Origin of the sequence: Aeromonas sp. QDB34 (assembly GCF_027705405.1) — a bacterium.
Classification (GTDB): Bacteria; Pseudomonadota; Gammaproteobacteria; order Enterobacterales; family Aeromonadaceae; genus Aeromonas; species Aeromonas hydrophila.
The window spans coordinates 40,045-56,785 of record NZ_JAPDBT010000023.1; the positions used below are offsets into that span (position 1 = coordinate 40,045).

14 protein-coding genes and 1 pseudogene are annotated in these 16,741 nt (G+C 61.5%); 7 read left to right on the plus strand and 8 right to left on the minus strand.

Annotated features, from left to right (window positions below; all coding sequences use genetic code 11):
• Nucleotides 1-31 precede the first annotated feature (31 nt).
• On the plus strand, nucleotides 32-2,098 hold the full coding sequence (locus OKC29_RS20060) for an AsmA-like C-terminal region-containing protein (protein ID WP_073348658.1): 2,067 nt from the start codon (nucleotides 32-34) through the stop codon (nucleotides 2,096-2,098).
• A 62-nt stretch (nucleotides 2,099-2,160) separates the two neighbouring features.
• Here OKC29_RS20060 and OKC29_RS20065 read toward each other — a convergent pair whose 3' ends face one another.
• The gene (locus tag OKC29_RS20065) at nucleotides 2,161-3,069 is read right to left on the minus strand and encodes a bifunctional GNAT family N-acetyltransferase/hotdog fold thioesterase (RefSeq protein WP_043126567.1); all 909 of its coding nucleotides are present in this window, start codon (nucleotides 3,067-3,069) and stop codon (nucleotides 2,161-2,163) included.
• 173 nt (nucleotides 3,070-3,242) lie between these two features.
• Between OKC29_RS20065 and OKC29_RS20070 the strand changes: the two genes are divergently transcribed.
• Nucleotides 3,243-3,920 carry a spermidine synthase gene (locus OKC29_RS20070; RefSeq protein ID WP_044801139.1) on the plus strand — a complete coding sequence of 226 codons (678 nt, stop codon included), beginning with the start codon at nucleotides 3,243-3,245 and terminating at the stop codon, nucleotides 3,918-3,920.
• On the opposite strand, the gene dtd is transcribed toward OKC29_RS20070, so the two are convergent.
• From dtd to typA, 4 genes and pseudogenes are all read right to left on the minus strand, one after another.
• Nucleotides 3,909-4,346, minus strand: coding sequence for a D-aminoacyl-tRNA deacylase (gene dtd / locus OKC29_RS20075; protein ID WP_016349092.1), 438 nt, complete (start codon nucleotides 4,344-4,346; stop codon nucleotides 3,909-3,911). The genes OKC29_RS20070 and dtd overlap by 12 nt on opposite strands.
• An 80-nt stretch (nucleotides 4,347-4,426) precedes the next feature.
• Nucleotides 4,427-4,558: pseudogene (locus OKC29_RS20080) on the minus strand (virulence factor BrkB family protein); the annotation flags it as partial.
• Nucleotides 4,559-4,567: 9 nt separating this feature from the next.
• Nucleotides 4,568-5,440: a virulence factor BrkB family protein gene (locus tag OKC29_RS20085; RefSeq protein WP_017410593.1), complete on the minus strand. Its 873-nt coding sequence runs from the start codon at nucleotides 5,438-5,440 to the stop codon at nucleotides 4,568-4,570.
• A gap of 173 nt (nucleotides 5,441-5,613) precedes the next feature.
• A complete protein-coding gene (gene typA / locus OKC29_RS20090; RefSeq protein WP_011704285.1) occupies nucleotides 5,614-7,425 on the minus strand; it encodes a translational GTPase TypA in 1,812 nt (603 codons plus the stop codon).
• Between the two features lie 351 nt (nucleotides 7,426-7,776).
• Between typA and glnA the strand changes: the two genes are divergently transcribed.
• The 5 genes from glnA to add all read left to right on the plus strand — a co-directional run bounded on the left by glnA (nucleotide 7,777) and on the right by add (nucleotide 13,566).
• On the plus strand, nucleotides 7,777-9,186 hold the full coding sequence (gene glnA / locus OKC29_RS20095) for a glutamate--ammonia ligase (protein ID WP_011704284.1): 1,410 nt from the start codon (nucleotides 7,777-7,779) through the stop codon (nucleotides 9,184-9,186).
• Nucleotides 9,187-9,277: 91 nt separating this feature from the next.
• Nucleotides 9,278-9,859, plus strand: a complete 582-nt coding sequence (locus OKC29_RS20100) for a DUF4124 domain-containing protein (RefSeq protein WP_016349091.1) — start codon at nucleotides 9,278-9,280, stop codon at nucleotides 9,857-9,859.
• 80 nt (nucleotides 9,860-9,939) lie between these two features.
• Nucleotides 9,940-10,995: a nitrogen regulation protein NR(II) gene (glnL, locus tag OKC29_RS20105; RefSeq protein ID WP_011704282.1), complete on the plus strand. Its 1,056-nt coding sequence runs from the start codon at nucleotides 9,940-9,942 to the stop codon at nucleotides 10,993-10,995.
• A gap of 9 nt (nucleotides 10,996-11,004) precedes the next feature.
• Nucleotides 11,005-12,423: a nitrogen regulation protein NR(I) gene (gene glnG, locus OKC29_RS20110; protein ID WP_073348655.1), complete on the plus strand. Its 1,419-nt coding sequence runs from the start codon at nucleotides 11,005-11,007 to the stop codon at nucleotides 12,421-12,423.
• Nucleotides 12,424-12,564: 141 nt separating this feature from the next.
• Entirely contained in the window at nucleotides 12,565-13,566 is a 1,002-nt protein-coding gene (gene add, locus OKC29_RS20115) for an adenosine deaminase (protein ID WP_029302465.1), read from the plus strand.
• Between the two features lie 68 nt (nucleotides 13,567-13,634).
• Here add and hemN read toward each other — a convergent pair whose 3' ends face one another.
• The 3 genes from hemN to yihI are packed head-to-tail and all read right to left on the minus strand — an operon-like array spanning nucleotide 13,635 to nucleotide 16,066.
• Nucleotides 13,635-15,008, minus strand: coding sequence for an oxygen-independent coproporphyrinogen III oxidase (hemN, locus tag OKC29_RS20120; RefSeq protein WP_073348654.1), 1,374 nt, complete (start codon nucleotides 15,006-15,008; stop codon nucleotides 13,635-13,637).
• A 27-nt stretch (nucleotides 15,009-15,035) separates the two neighbouring features.
• Complete coding sequence (locus OKC29_RS20125; RefSeq protein WP_073348653.1) at nucleotides 15,036-15,476, minus strand: DUF2489 domain-containing protein; 441 nt, start codon at nucleotides 15,474-15,476, stop codon at nucleotides 15,036-15,038.
• Nucleotides 15,477-15,487: 11 nt separating this feature from the next.
• The gene (yihI, locus tag OKC29_RS20130; protein WP_041217267.1) at nucleotides 15,488-16,066 is read right to left on the minus strand and encodes a Der GTPase-activating protein YihI; all 579 of its coding nucleotides are present in this window, start codon (nucleotides 16,064-16,066) and stop codon (nucleotides 15,488-15,490) included.
• Nucleotides 16,067-16,741 lie beyond the last annotated feature (675 nt).

A 16,741-nucleotide genomic window follows, 5' to 3' on the forward strand; every position in this document is an offset into this window, starting at 1 on the left:
ATCACTCAACCAATACAGGAGGAAAGCGCTTATGAATTCCTGGCTGCGAGGCCTGCTCTACACCCTTGCCTTCCTGTTGCTCTTTGTCTGGGTCGGGCTCGGCCTGTTCGACGCCGAACGGGCCAAGGGGCCCATCGCCGGCTGGCTCAGCCAGCAGACCGGCGTGCCCGTCACCATAGGCCGGCTGGTGTTCAACCCCCTTCACCCCTACACCCTGCTGGCAGAACAGGTGAGTTACGGCAACGCCGTGACCCTCGACAAGATTTATCTCGAGATAGAGAGCATCGACTGGCTGAGCCGGGACGTGCGCATCGCCCATCTCGATCTCATCCGCCCGGCCATCAAGCTGCCGCTGCCCAACCAGCTGCCGAGCCTGCCGGTGCACTCCCTCACCATCGCCGACAGCACCATAGACCGGCTCAGCCTTGAGAGCGACGGGCTGACCCTGCGCGGCCTCAACGCCACCCTGAGCGACTGGCAGCTGCTCAATCCGGTGCGCCCGCCCCAGGCCAACCTGACCCTCAACATCAATGAGCTGGCGACCCCGGCCTGGGCCCTCTCCCGTCTCAATCTGGCCGGCCGGCTGGAGGGGCAGGTGCTGAGTACCGACAAGCTGACCGCCAACCTGTTCGACGGTCTGCTCGAAACCGGCATGGTGCTCGACTGGCCCGCCCGCAGCCTGCGGCTGAACAACCTCAAGACCCAGGGCATGCGCATCGAGTGGGGCACCCTTGCCAAAGCCGAATCCCCCCTGCGCCAGGTCAGCCTGGATCTCGGCCAGATCCGGGATCTCAGCTTCAACGACATCGAGCAGGAGCTGGCCCTCAACAACCTCAACGGCCAGCTGACCGCCTTCAACTGGCAGGCCGGCAGCACGCCCAGCGGCTACTTCTCGGGGACCCTCGGCGATCTCGGCCGTGGCCTGTTCCAGCTGGAATCCATCCAGGGCAAGGTCGCCTTCTCGCCCCAGCAGCTGGATGCCGAGTTGCAGGGCAAGGCCTATGAAGGGGAGTTCAACCTGGAGCTCTCCCTCGATCCCCTGCAGCAGAAGCTGACCCTCAAGGACATGGCGCTGAGCGGCATGGACATCAGCCTGCCGGAAGGGTGGTGGCAGGATTGGCAGCGCTGGCGCCCGCAGCAGATCGACATCCGCAAGCTGGCCTTCGACAAGCTCAAGGTGCTCTCCTTCGACGATACCCTGCCCCTGTCGCTGACCGGCTGGCAGTTCTATCTGACCGATCTCAGCCTGCGCGGCAACCAGCCGGGGCCGCTGCTGGGCCGGGCCCGGCTCGAGAGCGCCTGGTTCGAACTGGTGTGGGACGGCCTCAGCGCCCGCAACGGCGAGCTGGATGGCGAGCTGACGGCCGGCTCCTGGCAGCTCAACAAGCTCACCAGCTCGCTGCCGGATGAGGGCAGCCTCAGCCTGAGCGGCCAGTGGGGACGCGAGCCGGGCCAGACCAGCCGGTTGCAGCTCAAGGGCGAGAAACTGGATCTGGTGCAGTGGGGCAAGATCCTCCACTCCCCCGTCTCCTTCGCCGGCAAGATGGACCTGAACGCCGATCTGCAGGCGCTGCACGGCGGCACCCCGGGCGCCTGGCGCAGCTCCCTGCAGGGGAATATTGCGCTCGATGCCACCGAGCCGTTCTGGGACAAGGTGAAGATAGATCCGCTGCTGGATCAGTGGTTCAAGCAGGCGGCGGCACCAACCCTCACCCCGGCCGAGCTCTGGCAGGCGATGCAGGAGGGCGACACCCCCTTCTATCGCATCAAGCTGCAGGGCAAGGTGGCGCAGGGCCAGCTGAAGATCGAGCAGGCCGGCGCTTCCACCATCACCCACCTGCTGGGGGTGCAGGGCAGCGTCGATCTGGTCAATGAGCAATGGCAGCTGGATCTGGGCGTCCTCAACGGCCAGCACTGCGCCGAGCTGCTCGGCCAGTGGCGCGGGCCGCTCGCCGAGCCAACCCTCAGCTGGGGCTTCCAGCAAAAACCGGACGGCTGCGGCTGGGAAACCGGCGTGCGCTACCCGCCACAGGGCAACAGCAGCCCGCTCTGGCGACCGGCGCCGAAGGCCCCAGCCGCACAGGCGGCCAACGGCTAGCCGACAGAAAGCAACAAGGCCTCGTGATGAGGCCTTGTTGCTTGATGGGAACCAGCGTGGGGCTACTGGCCCGGCCGTTTCACCGGCTGCACCACGTAGTGACCGAGGAACTCGGCCGCCAGCTTGTCGCCGCTGAACAGCTTGATCTTGAGGCTGAACTTGGCAGATTCGCCAGCCTTGAGCGGCTCGAGCACGGCGGGCATGCCTTCGCGCGCCACCCGCGCCTCCGGCTCCTCCTTGACCGGCCGGTAGTACTTGATGTTGCCCTCCGCCAGCACTGTATCCCCCACCAGTCCCGCCTCCTTGAGCTGCAGCCAGATCAGGCCCCAGCCCGCCAGCACGCACTGGCTGTAGATGCTGCCGGCGAACATGGTGTCATGCACGTTGAGATTGGCCGCCAGATTGGCCTTGAGGTGGAAGGTCTGGCCGTCGTAGTGGGTGATGTGCACCCCCATCTTCTCGCTGATGGGAATGCCGCGTGACCAGCGGGTGGTGAGATCCTGGCACCACTCCGACCGGTATTGGATGGTCTGCAGCGGACTCAGGGACTTGATCATCTGGCGGTGCGGAATGCGGCCGAAGGAGACAGGGCCTTCCCCCACCTCCAGGAAGCCGCACTTGCGGTAGAACTCCACCGCCTCCTGGCGAGCATTCATCACCAGCCGCTTCACCTTCTCGCTGCGGGCCAGCTGTTCGAGATCTTCCACCATGCGGGCACCCAGCCCCTGACCGCGAAATTCGGGGCGCAGCGCCATGAAGCGGATCTGGGCCTCGTCACCGCCGACAAACAGCCGCCCCACCGCGATGGGCGTGCCGTCGGGGGCCAGCATCAGCCGGTGAATGGCGACGGTATCGTATTCATCCCGCTCGGAACCGACGGGCAGATTGAAGGGTTTACGCAGAAGTTCCCAGCGCAACTGGTAGTAAGCGTCCAGCTCGGCGGCCGTTTGAGGAGTGACTACCCGGTACATAAAGCGATCCTTGAGTTAGCGCCTACGGACAGACGGAAGGGCTTGCGCACCCATGCCTCCCAGCTCAACTGATAATGGGCATCCGGTTCGGCTGCCGTCTGGGGGGTGACCACCCGGTACATAGTTCCATCCTTGAGTTACACTGGTCGAAAACCATCTTGCCGTGCAAATTCATGGACTTCAATCTGCAAGCGTACCAAGCCGACCACTTATTGCACCTCAGCGCCAAGCCCCAGCGCCGGCTCACCGTACAGGAAAATGCCCATCACCGCTGGCTGGAGATCGACGGCGTGGTGCAGTCGGCCATGTCCCTGGCCGAACCCGCCACCCTCTGCCTGCCGCACCAGCAGGTGATCGCCTGTCTGCTGCCTGAGCAGGCCGGCAGCATCCTCGAGCTGGGGCTGGGGGGTGGCGATCTTACCCGCCATCTGCACCAGCGCTGGCCCGATGCCCGTCACGAGTGCGTCGACCTCGACGAAGAGGTGATCACCCTCTATCAGCTGTTCTTTCAGCCTGACCACCACCCGCAGCGCACGCCAACCCTGCACCAGGCCGATGCCCTCGCCTTTCTGGAACAGAGCGAGGCGCAGTACGACCTCATCCTGCTCGACCTGTTCAGCCAGGACGGCAATCCGCCGCTGCTGTTCCAGGAGCGGATCTATCAGGCGCTGGCCCCCCGTCTGAACGGCGAGCTCATCATCAACCTGCTGCCGCGCACCCGCCTCGAGCTGACCCGGGTGCTGATGCTGCTGGAGCAGTGGGTCGGCCCCACCACCCCCTACCCGGTGCCGGGGCTGCGCAACGTCCTGCTGCACACGGCCCCTCGCTACGAGCTGGCGTCAGACCTGTAGCCAGAAGGTAACCGGGCCGTCATTGACCAGCGCCACCTTCATGTCGGCGGCGAAGCGGCCGGTGGCGGTCGGGATGCCGCTGGCAGCGGCCTGCGCCACGAAATAATCATACAGCCGCTCGGCCTCGACCGGATGGGCGCCGCCGGAGAAGCTGGGCCTCATCCCCTTGTTGGTATCCGCCGCCAGGGTGAACTGGGAGACCACCAGCAGGCTGCCACCCGCCTGACTCACGTTGAGGTTCATCTTGCCATTCTCATCGGAGAAGATGCGGTAACCGCTCACCTTGTGCAGCAGCTTGTCGGCCTTGGCCTCGTCATCCCCCTGCTCCACCCCGAGCAGCACCAGCAGACCCTGGCCGATAGCCCCGGTCACCTCGCCCTCTACCGTTACGCTGGCCTCGCTGACCCGCTGAATCAGTGCAATCACATCCCTCTCCTCTCAAAACGAAACGACCACCCCCATCTGCTGATGGGGGCGGTCGTCGATGCTAACAGCAAGGGACCGGATCAGGCCAACTCCTCGGCGCCCGGTCGCTCATATTCACCAAGGCAGGCGGTGGTTTCCGCGCCAAGCAAGACCACCAGCCAGCTCAGGCAGTCCACATAGGCCCAGACAAACAGCATGGTCGCCAATGCCAACAACAAGGTTCAAGCCAGCTCTTCTGAGGCAGGCCGCTCATATTCGCCGAGGCAGGCAGTGGTCTCGGCGCCCAGCAGCACCACTAGCCAGCTCAGGTAGACCCAGACAAACAGGATGGGGATGGTCGCCAGCGCGCCATAGATGGCCTGATAGGAGGGGAAGTTGGTGATGTAGATGGCAAAGCCGCGCTTGGCCAGCTCGAACAGGGTGGCCGCCACCAGGGCCCCGATGAAGGCGTGCATCAGCCGCACCTTGCAGTTGGGCACCACGGTATAGACCAGCAGGAAAGTCAGTACCGAAAACAGGAACGGCAGGCCGCGCAGCAACAGATAGCCGATGCCGAACAGGCTCTCGGCCCCGAACAGCCGCAGCGAGAAAATGTAGGAGGAGATGGCGATGCTGGCCCCAATGAGCACCGGGCCCAGAGTCAAGATCATCCAGTACATGGCGAATGCCTGGGCCAGCGGCCGGCTCTGGGTGGAGCGCCATATGTAGTTGAGGTTCTTGTCGATGGCCGAGATCAGCATCAGCGCCACCACGATCAGGGCGCCGATGCCGACTGCCGTGGTGTTGGTGGCGTTCGCCACGAAGCCGTCGATGTACTCCTTGAGCATCTCGCCAGCGGTAGGCACGAAGTTGTGATAGACGAACTGCTCCATCGCCTGCTTCAGGCTCTGAAACACCGGAAAGGCCGACATCATGCCGAATACCACGGCGATCATGGGCACCAGGGAGAGCAGGGTCACATAGGCCAGATAGCCGGCGGTGACCGTCAGCCTGTCCTGCTGGAAACGGCCCCAGACGAACTGGGCGAAGTGGCCGCCATCGTGGCGTAAAAAAGAGAGGGCATGGCCAAGACGGCCGCCGAATTTCTGCTGCATTGTCGCTCCCAACGTCTTCATAGTGCAGACATTGTGTCAGATAGCATGGTCATTTGACCACCCATGGGCCGGCCGGGTGCGACTCGCATCGGCACCTGCAACCGCCTGCCCGCGACGAGCAGGCATAAAAAAAGAGGCCCGAAGGCCTCTCTCTGTCTGTCGATGAACAGATATCAAGCACGGCCGGCGCGCTTGCGATCCATCTCGGTCAGCAGTTTCTTGCGGATACGGATGCTCTTCGGAGTGACTTCAACCAGTTCGTCGTTGTCGATGAACTCCAGAGCTTGTTCCAGCGACATGCGGATCGGCGGAGTCAGCACCTGGGCTTCGTCGGTACCGGAGGCACGCATGTTGGTCAGCTGCTTGCCTTTCAGGCAGTTCACGGTCAGGTCGTTGGAACGGGAGTGAATACCGATCACCTGGCCTTCGTACACTTCGGTCGCGTGACCGATGAACAGACGACCGCGGTCTTGCAGACCGAACAGGGCATAGGTCAGCGCCTTGCCGGTGGCGTTGGAGATCAGCACGCCGTTCTGACGCTCGCCGATGCTGCCACCCTTGTGCGGACCGTAGTGGTCGAAGGTGTGGTACAGCAGACCGGTACCGGAAGTCAGGGTCATGAACTCGGTCTGGAAGCCGATCAGGCCACGGCTCGGGATCATGAAGTCAAGGCGAACACGGCCCTTGCCATCCGGGGTCATGTTGGTCATCTCGCCCTTGCGCAGGCCGAGTTGCTCCATCACGGAACCCTGGTGCGCTTCTTCCACGTCCACGGTTACGGTTTCGAACGGTTCTTGCAGAACGCCGTCTACGGTGCGCAGGATAACTTCCGGACGGGATACCGCCAGCTCGTAACCTTCGCGACGCATGTTTTCGATCAGGATGGACAGGTGCAGTTCACCACGGCCGGAGACACGGAACTTGTCCGGATCATCGGTCTCTTCCACGCGCAGGGCCACGTTGTGGACCAGCTCCTGGTTCAGACGCTCCAGGATGTTGCGGGAGGTCACGAACTTGCCCTCTTTGCCGGCGAACGGTGAGGTGTTGACCTGGAAGGTCATGTTCACGGTAGGCTCGTCAACGGAGAGCGGCGGCAGCGCTTCAACGGCGCCGTTGTCACAGATGGTGTCGGAGATCTTCAGCTCGCCCAGACCGGTGATGGCGATGATGTCGCCAGCTTGCGCATCGGCCACTTCGGTACGGGACAGACCCAGATAACCCAGCACCTGACCGACCTTGCCGGTACGGGACTTGCCGTCGGCACCGACGATGGTGACCTGCTGGTTGGTCTTGACACGACCACGGGTGATGCGGCCGATACCGATGACGCCAACATAGGAGTTGTAGTCCAGCTGGGAGATCTGCATCTGGAAACCACCGTCGGCATCAGCCTTGGGCGCTTCCACGTTGTCGACGATGGCCTGGAACAGGGGTTCCATGTTATCGGACTCAACGTCCTGATCCATGGTGGCCCAACCGTTCAGTGCAGAGGCGTAAACAACTTTGAAGTCCAGCTGTTCGTCGGTGGCACCCAGGTTGTCAAACAGATCGAATACCTGATCCATTACCCAGTCAGGACGAGCACCCGGACGGTCGATCTTGTTGATGACCACGATCGGCTTCAGACCCTGGGCGAATGCCTTCTGGGTCACGAAACGGGTTTGCGGCATCGGACCGTCAACGGCGTCAACCAGCAGCAGCACAGAGTCAACCATGGACAGTACGCGCTCTACCTCACCACCGAAGTCGGCGTGACCCGGGGTATCAACGATGTTGATGCGGTAGTCGTTCCAGCGGATCGCAGTGTTCTTGGCGAGAATGGTGATGCCACGTTCCCGTTCCAGATCATTGGAGTCCATGATCCGTTCCTGGCCTTCCGTGGAGCGGTCCAGGGTGCCGGACTGCTGCAGCAGCTTATCAACCAGAGTCGTTTTGCCGTGGTCAACGTGCGCAATAATCGCAATATTGCGTAAATTCTCTAACATTCTCGCCTCAATCACCGGGTAAAATTGGGCGCTAATTGTACTCTCGCCTTTGTGATCTGCCTAGCAGAATTGCAGTACATTCGCGCACAACAGGGGATCAGGATCATAGACCTTCCGATCAAAGCCTGCTTAGATGGGGGCTGACCGTATAACGCGCACCATTTTAGTGCACCAAAACGATCCATAGATGCACTACTTTGAGGCGTAACGCGCTGAGATGGCGGGTCTCAGGGCTGGCTGATAGCCCCAAATGCCCTGAAATCAAGCTGTCACAAACTTGGCACGATACTGGCTTATGTGAATGTGATGACGCATTCACCCTAAGAGTTTTAACACCGGAGGTTACTTAGCATGTCAGCCCAGAACGTTTTGGCCCTGATCCAGGAACACGAAGTCAAGTTTGTCGACCTGCGCTTTACCGACACCAAGGGTAAAGAGCAGCACGTATCCATCCCTTCCCATCAGGTTGACGAAGATTTCTTCGAAGACGGCAAGATGTTCGATGGCTCCTCCATCGGCGGCTGGAAGGGCATCAACGAATCAGACATGGTGCTGATGCCGGATGCGGCCTCCGCCAAACTGGATCCGTTCACCGAAGAGACCACCCTGAACATCGTCTGTGACGTGCTGGAACCGGCCACCATGCAGGGCTACGACCGCGATCCGCGCTCCATCGCCAAGCGTGCCGAAGACTTCCTGAAGTCCAGCGGCATCGCCGACACCGTGCTGTTCGGGCCGGAGCCGGAATTCTTCATGTTCGACAACATCACCTTCTCGAACACCATGGGCCACAGCTTCGTGAAGATCGAATCCGAAGAAGCCGCCTGGAACTCCGGTACCGATTACGAGCATGGCAACAAGGGTCACCGTCCTTTCGTCAAGGGTGGCTACTTCCCGGTTGCACCGGTTGACTCCTCCCAGGACATCCGTGCCGCCATGTGTCTGGTCTTGGAAGAAATGGGCCAGGTCGTTGAAGCTCACCACCACGAAGTGGCGACTGCCGGTCAGAACGAGATCGCGACCCGTTTCAACACCCTCACCCTGAAAGCGGATGAAGTGCAGGTGCTGAAGTACGTGATCCACAACGTGGCCCACGCCTACAACAAGACCGTCACCTTCATGCCGAAACCCATGTTCGGTGACAACGGCTCCGGCATGCACTGCCACCAGTCCCTGGCCAAGAACGGCGTCAACCTGTTCGCCGGTGACCTGTACGGCGGTCTGTCCGAGATGGCGCTGCACTACATCGGCGGCATCATCAAGCACGCCAAGGCCATCAACGCCTTCGCCAACCCGACCACCAACTCCTACAAGCGTCTGGTACCGGGTTATGAAGCACCGGTCATGCTGGCCTACTCTGCCCGCAACCGCTCTGCCTCCATCCGTATCCCGGTCGTGCCGAGCCCGAAAGCTCGCCGCATCGAAGTGCGCTTCCCGGATCCGGCTGCCAACCCGTACCTGGCCTTCGCAGCCCAGCTGATGGCCGGTCTGGACGGCATCATCAACAAGATCCACCCGGGCGATGCCATGGACAAGAACTTGTATGACCTGCCGCCGGAAGAAGCAGCCGAAGTGCCGACCGTGGCCGGCTCTCTGGACGAAGCCCTGGCCGCGCTGGATGCGGATCGCGAGTTCCTGACTCGCGGCGGCGTATTCAGCGACGACTTCATCAACTCCTACCTGGAGCTGAAGCAGCAGGACGTTGACCGCGTGCGCATGACCCCGCACCCGCTGGAGTTCGAACTGTACTACTCCGTTTAATCCGGAACCCAGCTCAGAACTTGACCAAACCCGCCGACAGGCGGGTTTTTTCTCTGATAGGATTAAGCAAAATCCCGTCAAGGAGAGATGGATGAAAAACGCCAACCCAGTATGGATGCTGAGCCTGTTGCTGCTGGCCGCCACCGGCGCCCAGGCTGCCAAGGTATACTCCTGGACCGACAGCCAGGGGGTCGTTCACTACACGGATGCCCCTCCCCCCGGCCAGAAAGCCAAGGAGGTCGATCTGCGCGTCGCCCCCTTCATCGGCAGTTCACCCCGCTCGGTGCAAGTTGACAACTTCAACAGCCTCACCGGCGTCGATGCCAAGAAAGAGAAGGAAGCGGCCAAGCTGGTGATCGAACTGCTCTCCCCGGAACAGGGCAGCACTCTGCGCGACAACACCGGCAACGTGGTGTTTCAGGGTCAGATCAGCCCCCAACCGCCGACCCAGTACGATGTGCGCCTGACCCTAGACGGTAAGGCGGCCCCCATCGTTAAAAACTCGCTCGCCATCCGGGTCGAAAACCTCGATCGCGGTGCCCATGAGGCCCAGCTCGAGCTGCTCGCCAAAGACGGTACGATCCTTGCTAAATCCAAGCCAGTCACCTTCTACCTGCACCGGGCCAGCATCAATCCTGCACCCAAAGTGACCCCCCTCAACAACAAGGGGTGATCCTGTGCCTCGATACGGGTAGACTAAATGCACCACATTGGTGCATTGCTGGTGTATAGCACCGTTTTAGGGAGAAACCTGTGCCAACCCGCCCGGATCAAGCCAAGATACTGCTCGATAACTTGCTGACCGCCGTCATTCTGATGGATGAACGGCTCTGCATCCAGTTCGTCAACCCCGCCGCCGAGCAGCTGCTCTCCCTCAGTCAGCGCCGGCTGATCGGTATCGAACTGCCCCACCTGCTGGAGCATATCTCTCTCGATCTGCAGAGGCTAAAGCAGTGCCTCAGCTCGGGGCAGGGCTTCACCGATAGCGAAGTGACCCTGGTGGTGGAAGGAGAGCCCAGACTGGTGGAGATGAGCGTCAGCCCGCTGGCCGATCATGAGCAACGGCTGATGGTGGTGGAGCTGCGCAAGATCGACCAGCAGAAGAAGATCAGCCAGGAGCTGCAGCAGCATGCCCAACAGCAGGCGGCCAAGGAGCTGGTGCGCGGCCTGGCCCACGAGATCAAGAATCCCCTCGGCGGTCTGCGCGGCGCGGCCCAGCTGCTGCAAAAGGAGCTGCCCGACCCCGCCCTGCGCGAATATACCGGCATCATCATCGAACAGGCCGACCGGCTGCGGGTGCTGGTCGATCGGTTGCTCGGTCCCCAGCGCCCGGGTCGTCACCAGATGCACAACGTCCACTCGGTACTGGAGCAGGTGCGTCGGCTGGTAGAGCTGGAGCTGCCACCGACGGTGCGCATCGAGCGGGATTACGATCCCAGCATCCCGGAGTTCGAGATGGAGCCGGACCAGCTGCAGCAGGCCTTCCTCAATATGGTGCGCAACGCCGCCGAGGCCATCGGCGAGCAGACCGGCCTCATCCGCATCAAGACCCGCACCGCGTTCCAGATCACTATCCACGGCCAGCGCTACCGGCTGGCGGCCGAGATCAAGATCATCGACAACGGCCCCGGCATCCCGGACGCCATCCGCGACACCCTCTTCTATCCGATGATCACCGGCAAGGAGGGGGGCACCGGGCTCGGCCTCTCCATCGCCCAGAACCTGATCGACCAGCACAAGGGGCGGATCGATTGCATCAGCTGGCCCGGCCACACCGAATTCACCATCTTTCTACCGCTTCGCAAATAAGGGAACGTCATGACAGCAAAAGTGTGGATCGTCGATGACGACAGTTCTATCCGCTGGGTGCTGGAGCGCACCCTCGGCAGTGAAGGTTTCGAGTGCGAGAGCTTCGCCGATGGCGAGGCGCTGCTGAGCTCGCTGGAGATGCGCTCGCCGGACGTGATCCTCTCCGACATCCGCATGCCCGGCATCGACGGCCTCAGCCTGCTTGAGCAGATCCATCGCCGCCAGGCCGACCTGCCCATCATCATCATGACCGCCCACTCGGATCTAGACAGCGCGGTCAATGCCTACCAGCGCGGAGCCTTCGAATACCTGCCCAAGCCGTTCGACATCGACGAGGCGGTCACCCTGGTGCGCCGCGCCGAGAATCACCTCAAGGAGCTGCGCACCAAGCGCAAGGCACGCCAGCAGGATCCGGCCAGCAGCCCGGAGATCATCGGCGAGGCACCGGCGATGCAGGAGGTGTTCCGCGCCATCGGCCGGCTGTCGCGCTCCAGCATCTCGGTGCTGATCAACGGCCAGAGCGGCACCGGCAAGGAGCTGGTCGCCCACGCCCTGCACAAGCACAGCCCGCGCGCCCACAAGAACTTCATCGCCCTCAACATGGCCGCCATCCCGAAAGATCTCATCGAATCGGAGCTGTTCGGTCATGAGAAGGGGGCCTTCACCGGCGCCAACAACATTCGCCACGGCCGCTTCGAACAGGCCGACGGCGGCACCCTGTTTCTCGACGAGATCGGCGACATGCCGCTGGATGTACAGACCCGGCTGCTGCGGGTACTGGCCGACGGCCAGTTCTACCGGGTCGGCGGCCATCAGCCGGTGCAGGTGGATGTGCGGATCATCGCTGCCACCCACCAGAATCTGGAGAAGCGGGTGGCAGACGGCGAGTTTCGGGAAGACCTGTTCCACCGCCTGAATGTCATCCGGATCCACATTCCCGCCCTCAAGGAGCGGCGTGAGGACATTCCCCAGCTGGCCCAGCACTTCCTGCTGCGGGCGGCCAAGGAGCTGAACGTGGAGGCCAAGAGTCTGCATCCGGATACCCAGGCCTACATCAGCCGCCTGCCCTGGCCGGGCAACGTGCGCCAGCTGGAGAACGTCTGCCGCTGGCTTACCGTGATGGCCTCTGGCCAGGAGGTGCTGGTGAGCGATCTGCCCACCGAGCTGCTGACCCCCATCACCAGCACCGCCGAACCGGGTCAGCCGGCCCTATCCGGCGGCTGGCAGCAGCAGTTGCAGGATTGGGTCGCCGCCAAGCTGGCGCTGGGGGAGACCGACATCCTGGCCGATGCCCTGCCCCAGTTCGAGCGGATCATGCTGGAAACCGCGCTGGACCATACCCATGGTCACAAACAGGAGGCGGCACGGCTGCTCGGTTGGGGGCGCAACACCCTCACCCGCAAGCTGAAGGAACTCGACCTCTCCTGAGTCCTTGGGAAAAACGATTCCCATCACGCCTTGGCAAATCACCGACCAATAAGACCCCGTTTGATTTCAAACGGGGTATCTTTTTTGAGATCACTGCCTAGAATGGCAGGCTTTCACACCCGACTCGAAGAAGGCGCCATCATGATTGACAGATCTCTTCCCCTGACCGACCTGCACCGCCATCTGGACGGCAACATCCGCCCGCAGACCATCCTCGAGCTGGGCCGTCAGCACAACATTCAACTGCCCGCCTTCGAGCTGGAGGCGCTGCGCCCCCATGTGCAGATCGTCGAGAATGAGCCGAGCCTGGTCGCTTTCCTCAAGAAGCTGGACTGGGGCGTGGCCGTACTGGCCGACTACGACGCCTGCCGCCGGGTCGCCTACGAAAACGTAGAAGATCTGCTGCGCGCCGGCATCGACTATGCCGAACTGCGTTTCAGCCCGGCCTACATGGCGATGGCCCACAAGCTCCACCCGCAGGGCGTGGTCGAAGCCATCATCGACGGCGTGGCGGCCGGCAGCCGCGACTTCGGCATCAAGACCAACCTGATCGGCATCATGAGCCGCACCTTCGGCACCGAGCAGTGCAAGCAAGAGCTGGATGCCTGCCTGGCCCATCGCGATCGGCTGGTCGCCATCGATCTGGCCGGCGATGAGCTGGGCTTCCCGGGCGAGCTGTTCACCGACCACTTCCGCCGGGTGCGTGATGCGGGCATGCGCGTCACCGTGCACGCTGGTGAAGCCGCCGGCCCCGAGAGCATGTGGCAGGCCATCCGCGAGCTGGGTGCCGAACGTATCGGCCATGGCGTCAAAGCCATTCAGGATCCGGCCCTAATGGCCTATCTGGCCGAGCACCGCATCGGCATCGAGTCCTGCCTCACCTCCAACGTTCAGACCACCACGGTGGCAAGCCTGACCGAACACCCGATCCGCCAGTTCTTGGCAGCCGGCGTGCTGGCTTGCCTCAACACCGACGACCCGGCGGTGGAAGGCATCGACCTGCCCCACGAATACGAGGTGGCGGCCCCGGCTGCCGGCATGACCGCCAGCGAGATCCGCACCGCCCAGCAGAACGGCCTGACCCTAGCCTTCCTGAGCGAGGCCGAGAAGGCCGAGCTGAGCGCCCGCGCAGCCCAGCGCTGAGCAGGGGCAAGCCCAATAAAAAAACCGCCTCTCGGCGGTTTTTTTATTTTCCAACGACATCGACCGGCTTAGATCACTCGGGAGAACTGCTGCTGACGCGCCTTGCTCCGCAGGTAGACATCGAAACACATGCAGATGTTGCGGATCAGCAGCTGACCGGTGGAGACCACTTCCAGCCCCTCTTCGGTCATCCGCACCAGGCCGTCATCGATGAAGGTCTGCAGCAGCTTGAGATCTTCCGCGAAGTACTCCCTGAACACCAGGCCATGGGCCTGCTCGACGGCGGCAAAGTTCAGGCGAAAATCGCAGATGAGGCGCTTGATCACCTCTCGGCGGATCAGGTCATCCAGATTGAGAGAGCACCCCTTCCACTGGGCATGCCCCAGCGTTTCCACCTGGCCATAGTAGGCCTTGAGCTCTTTCTGGTTCTGGGAATAGGCATCGCCAATCATGCTGATGGAAGAGACCCCCAGCCCCAGCAGATCGCAATCCCCCTGGGTGGTATAGCCCTGGAAGTTGCGGTGCAGCTTGCCCTCACGCTGGGCTACCGCCAGCTCGTCGTCCGGCTTGGCGAAGTGATCCATGCCGATGAACTGATAACCACGGCCGGTCAGGAAGGCGATGGTGTCCTGCAGCATGGCCAGTTTTTCCTGCGGCGCCGGCATATCCGCCTCTTTCAGCTTGTGCTGGGCGGCAAAACGGCTCGGCAGGTGAGCATAGTTGAAGATGGAGAGGCGGGCCGGGTCGGTCTTGAGCACCTCTTCCAGGGTGTGATGGAAGCTCTCCCGGTTCTGGTGCGGCAGGCCGTAGATGAGATCCAGGTTGGTGGAACGAAAGCCCAGTTCGCGGGCCCGTTCCAGCATGGCGCGGATGAAGTCGTTGTCCTGCTCGCGGTTGACCGCGACCTGGACCTCCTTGTTGAAATCCTGCACACCAAGGCTGATACGGTTGAAGCCTATTTCCCGCAGCACGTCCAGCATGGAGAGCTCGATCTCGCGCGGATCCACCTCGATGCTGATTTCGCCCTCTTCGGCGAAGTGAAAATGCTCCCGCAACATGGCCATCAGTCGGCGAGTCTGGGGTTCATCCAGATAGGTGGGCGTACCGCCGCCCCAGTGCAGCTGGGTCACCAGCCGCTGCTTGAACAGCGGGGCCTGCGCCTTGATCTCCTGCTCGAGGAAATCGAGGTACTGATCGGCCTTGTGACGGTGACGGGTGATCACCTTGTTGCAGCCGCAGTAGTAGCAGAGCTTGTGACAGAAGGGGATATGCACGTAGAGCGACAGGTTGCGCGCCGGATACTGGCTCGCGGCCTGGACGAAGTCCGGATAACCGAAACCCTCGTTGAACTCCAGCGCAGTGGGATAGGAGGTGTAACGCGGACCGCTGTAGTTATACTTCTCGATCAGGGCCTGATCCCACACAATCTGTTCTGCTTGCACGCTTGCTTCCTCTTTTTTGTTATCGGCTCACCGGCTTAACTGAAAATCCTTCAGTCTGGCCACATCCTCGAGGATCTGCGCCTCCAGCTCGGCCTCATAGCCACTGCGTTCGAGATCCATCTTCATTATTTCATTGCGTTTGAAGGCCCGTCTCGCCTCATGAGTCGGCATCTCCTTCACCTTCTCGTAGAGACCGTACAAACCCGGAAATTCACCGGCAAAGGCGCGACCGCCCTTGATCTGCAACGCATCCAGCAGATTGGTCAGCCGGATGGCGCCCTCGGAGTAGTCGCACTGACCATCCCGTACCGCATGGGCAATCACCCTGACACTCTCGAGGATCCGTTCATTGCGGGCCGCGATAGCCTGCTGCTGACTGTCATGCTGGCGCTTGAGACGCGCCAGCAGGGTACCGGCATACCACGCCAGTCCCAACAAAATCAGGCCGCCCAACAAGGCGGCCAGCATCCATCCACTCATCACTTTTTCTTCGGCTCAGGCTTGGGCTCTGGCTGATAGTCGACCTGGGTGAAACGATCCCACAGCTCCTCTTCGGAGGCTGGTTGGCCCGGCTCGTCAAAGTCGGCCTCATCAAAATCAGCCTCGTCTTCGTCATCATCAGTGTCGATGATGCCAAGCTCGTCCATCAGCTCCTGATAGCGGTCAACCCGCTGATCAACCCAGGCCTGCTCGGTTGCTTCCAGGGTCTCACCGGCATCGAGCCGATCCAGCAGGTCATTCAGGCGATCATCATTCTCGATGGAGGCCAGTTCCTGCTCCGGCGTCATCACCAGCTTCTTCTCTTTGATCTGCTTGGGTGCTACCGGCTTGCTGCTCTTCTCTTCCACGATCAGGGCAACCGGCTTGCGGGAACCGATGCGCGGATCCTTGGCCTGTTTGGTGCCACTCTTCTTGCCGGCCTGCTCGACCTGCTGGCGGGATCCTGCCTTCAAGCCCTTGCGCTTGGCGGCGCGTTTGCGCTCACGGCCTTCCTGGGCACTGGCATCTGATTCTTTGCGCTTACCGGCAGGTTTGCGATTGGGTTGTTTAGCCGACATGAATGAATGACTCCGACAAATAACTGGATTGAAACCCGTTTCCGGTTCGAAAAGGTCCGGAAGAGGATGCTGACACGGGGGACGATGGATTAGAAACAGAGCGGGATCCCGCACCAATCCGGCCATAAATGGCCTTCGAATACCGCAGGATCGGCATCCTCTGGGCATGTTGCTGGTATTTTGACACAGAATGACCAAGCGGGTTAATGACCCAAAAGAAAAAAGGCAGCCGAAGCTGCCTTGATATGTTTATGCGAGTCCCATCCCTGGCTGCAAATCACCCTGTCCATGGTGATACTTCTGCGCATCATATCTTGTGTATGGTCATCCTGACCTTAATTGGTCGATCCTGAATGTGCGTGTGCTTGCCTGACCCATGCAGACGACGTCCGGTCATCTTCTGGGGTGGTTGCTTCCCGCAGCCCCGCTCTTCCTGAACGGTCACCATCCTGGTCTTTCAATCCATTGCCTGCCACTCACGTGGCCCTTGGCATCCAGCCTCATCGACATCCTGTCTTCACGACATCCCGGTCGTGAACCGCCGCGTGGGCCATTCCATGCATCCACTGTATCAATTTAATAAAGTGACTCAATCCATCCCCCGGTGTCAGAATAGTTGTCGCCTGACCTGAACCATTTAAAAGTGAAGACCGGGGGCGGATAAAGAGTGTCGAA

Excerpts from the sequence above, each read along its gene's own strand:
- OKC29_RS20060 (WP_073348658.1), top strand. The coding sequence starts at position 32 with ATGAATTCCTGGCTGCGAGGCCTGCTCTACACCCTTGCCTTCCTGTTG.
- OKC29_RS20065 (WP_043126567.1), bottom strand. The coding sequence starts at position 3,069 with ATGTACCGGGTAGTCACTCCTCAAACGGCCGCCGAGCTGGACGCTTAC.
- OKC29_RS20070 (WP_044801139.1), top strand. The coding sequence starts at position 3,243 with ATGGACTTCAATCTGCAAGCGTACCAAGCCGACCACTTATTGCACCTC.
- OKC29_RS20085 (WP_017410593.1), bottom strand. The coding sequence starts at position 5,440 with ATGCAGCAGAAATTCGGCGGCCGTCTTGGCCATGCCCTCTCTTTTTTA.
- typA (WP_011704285.1), bottom strand. The coding sequence starts at position 7,425 with ATGTTAGAGAATTTACGCAATATTGCGATTATTGCGCACGTTGACCAC.
- glnA (WP_011704284.1), top strand. The coding sequence starts at position 7,777 with ATGTCAGCCCAGAACGTTTTGGCCCTGATCCAGGAACACGAAGTCAAG.
- OKC29_RS20100 (WP_016349091.1), top strand. The coding sequence starts at position 9,278 with ATGAAAAACGCCAACCCAGTATGGATGCTGAGCCTGTTGCTGCTGGCC.
- glnG (WP_073348655.1), top strand. The coding sequence starts at position 11,005 with ATGACAGCAAAAGTGTGGATCGTCGATGACGACAGTTCTATCCGCTGG.
- add (WP_029302465.1), top strand. The coding sequence starts at position 12,565 with ATGATTGACAGATCTCTTCCCCTGACCGACCTGCACCGCCATCTGGAC.
- OKC29_RS20125 (WP_073348653.1), bottom strand. The coding sequence starts at position 15,476 with ATGCTGGCCGCCTTGTTGGGCGGCCTGATTTTGTTGGGACTGGCGTGG.
- yihI (WP_041217267.1), bottom strand. The coding sequence starts at position 16,066 with ATGTCGGCTAAACAACCCAATCGCAAACCTGCCGGTAAGCGCAAAGAA.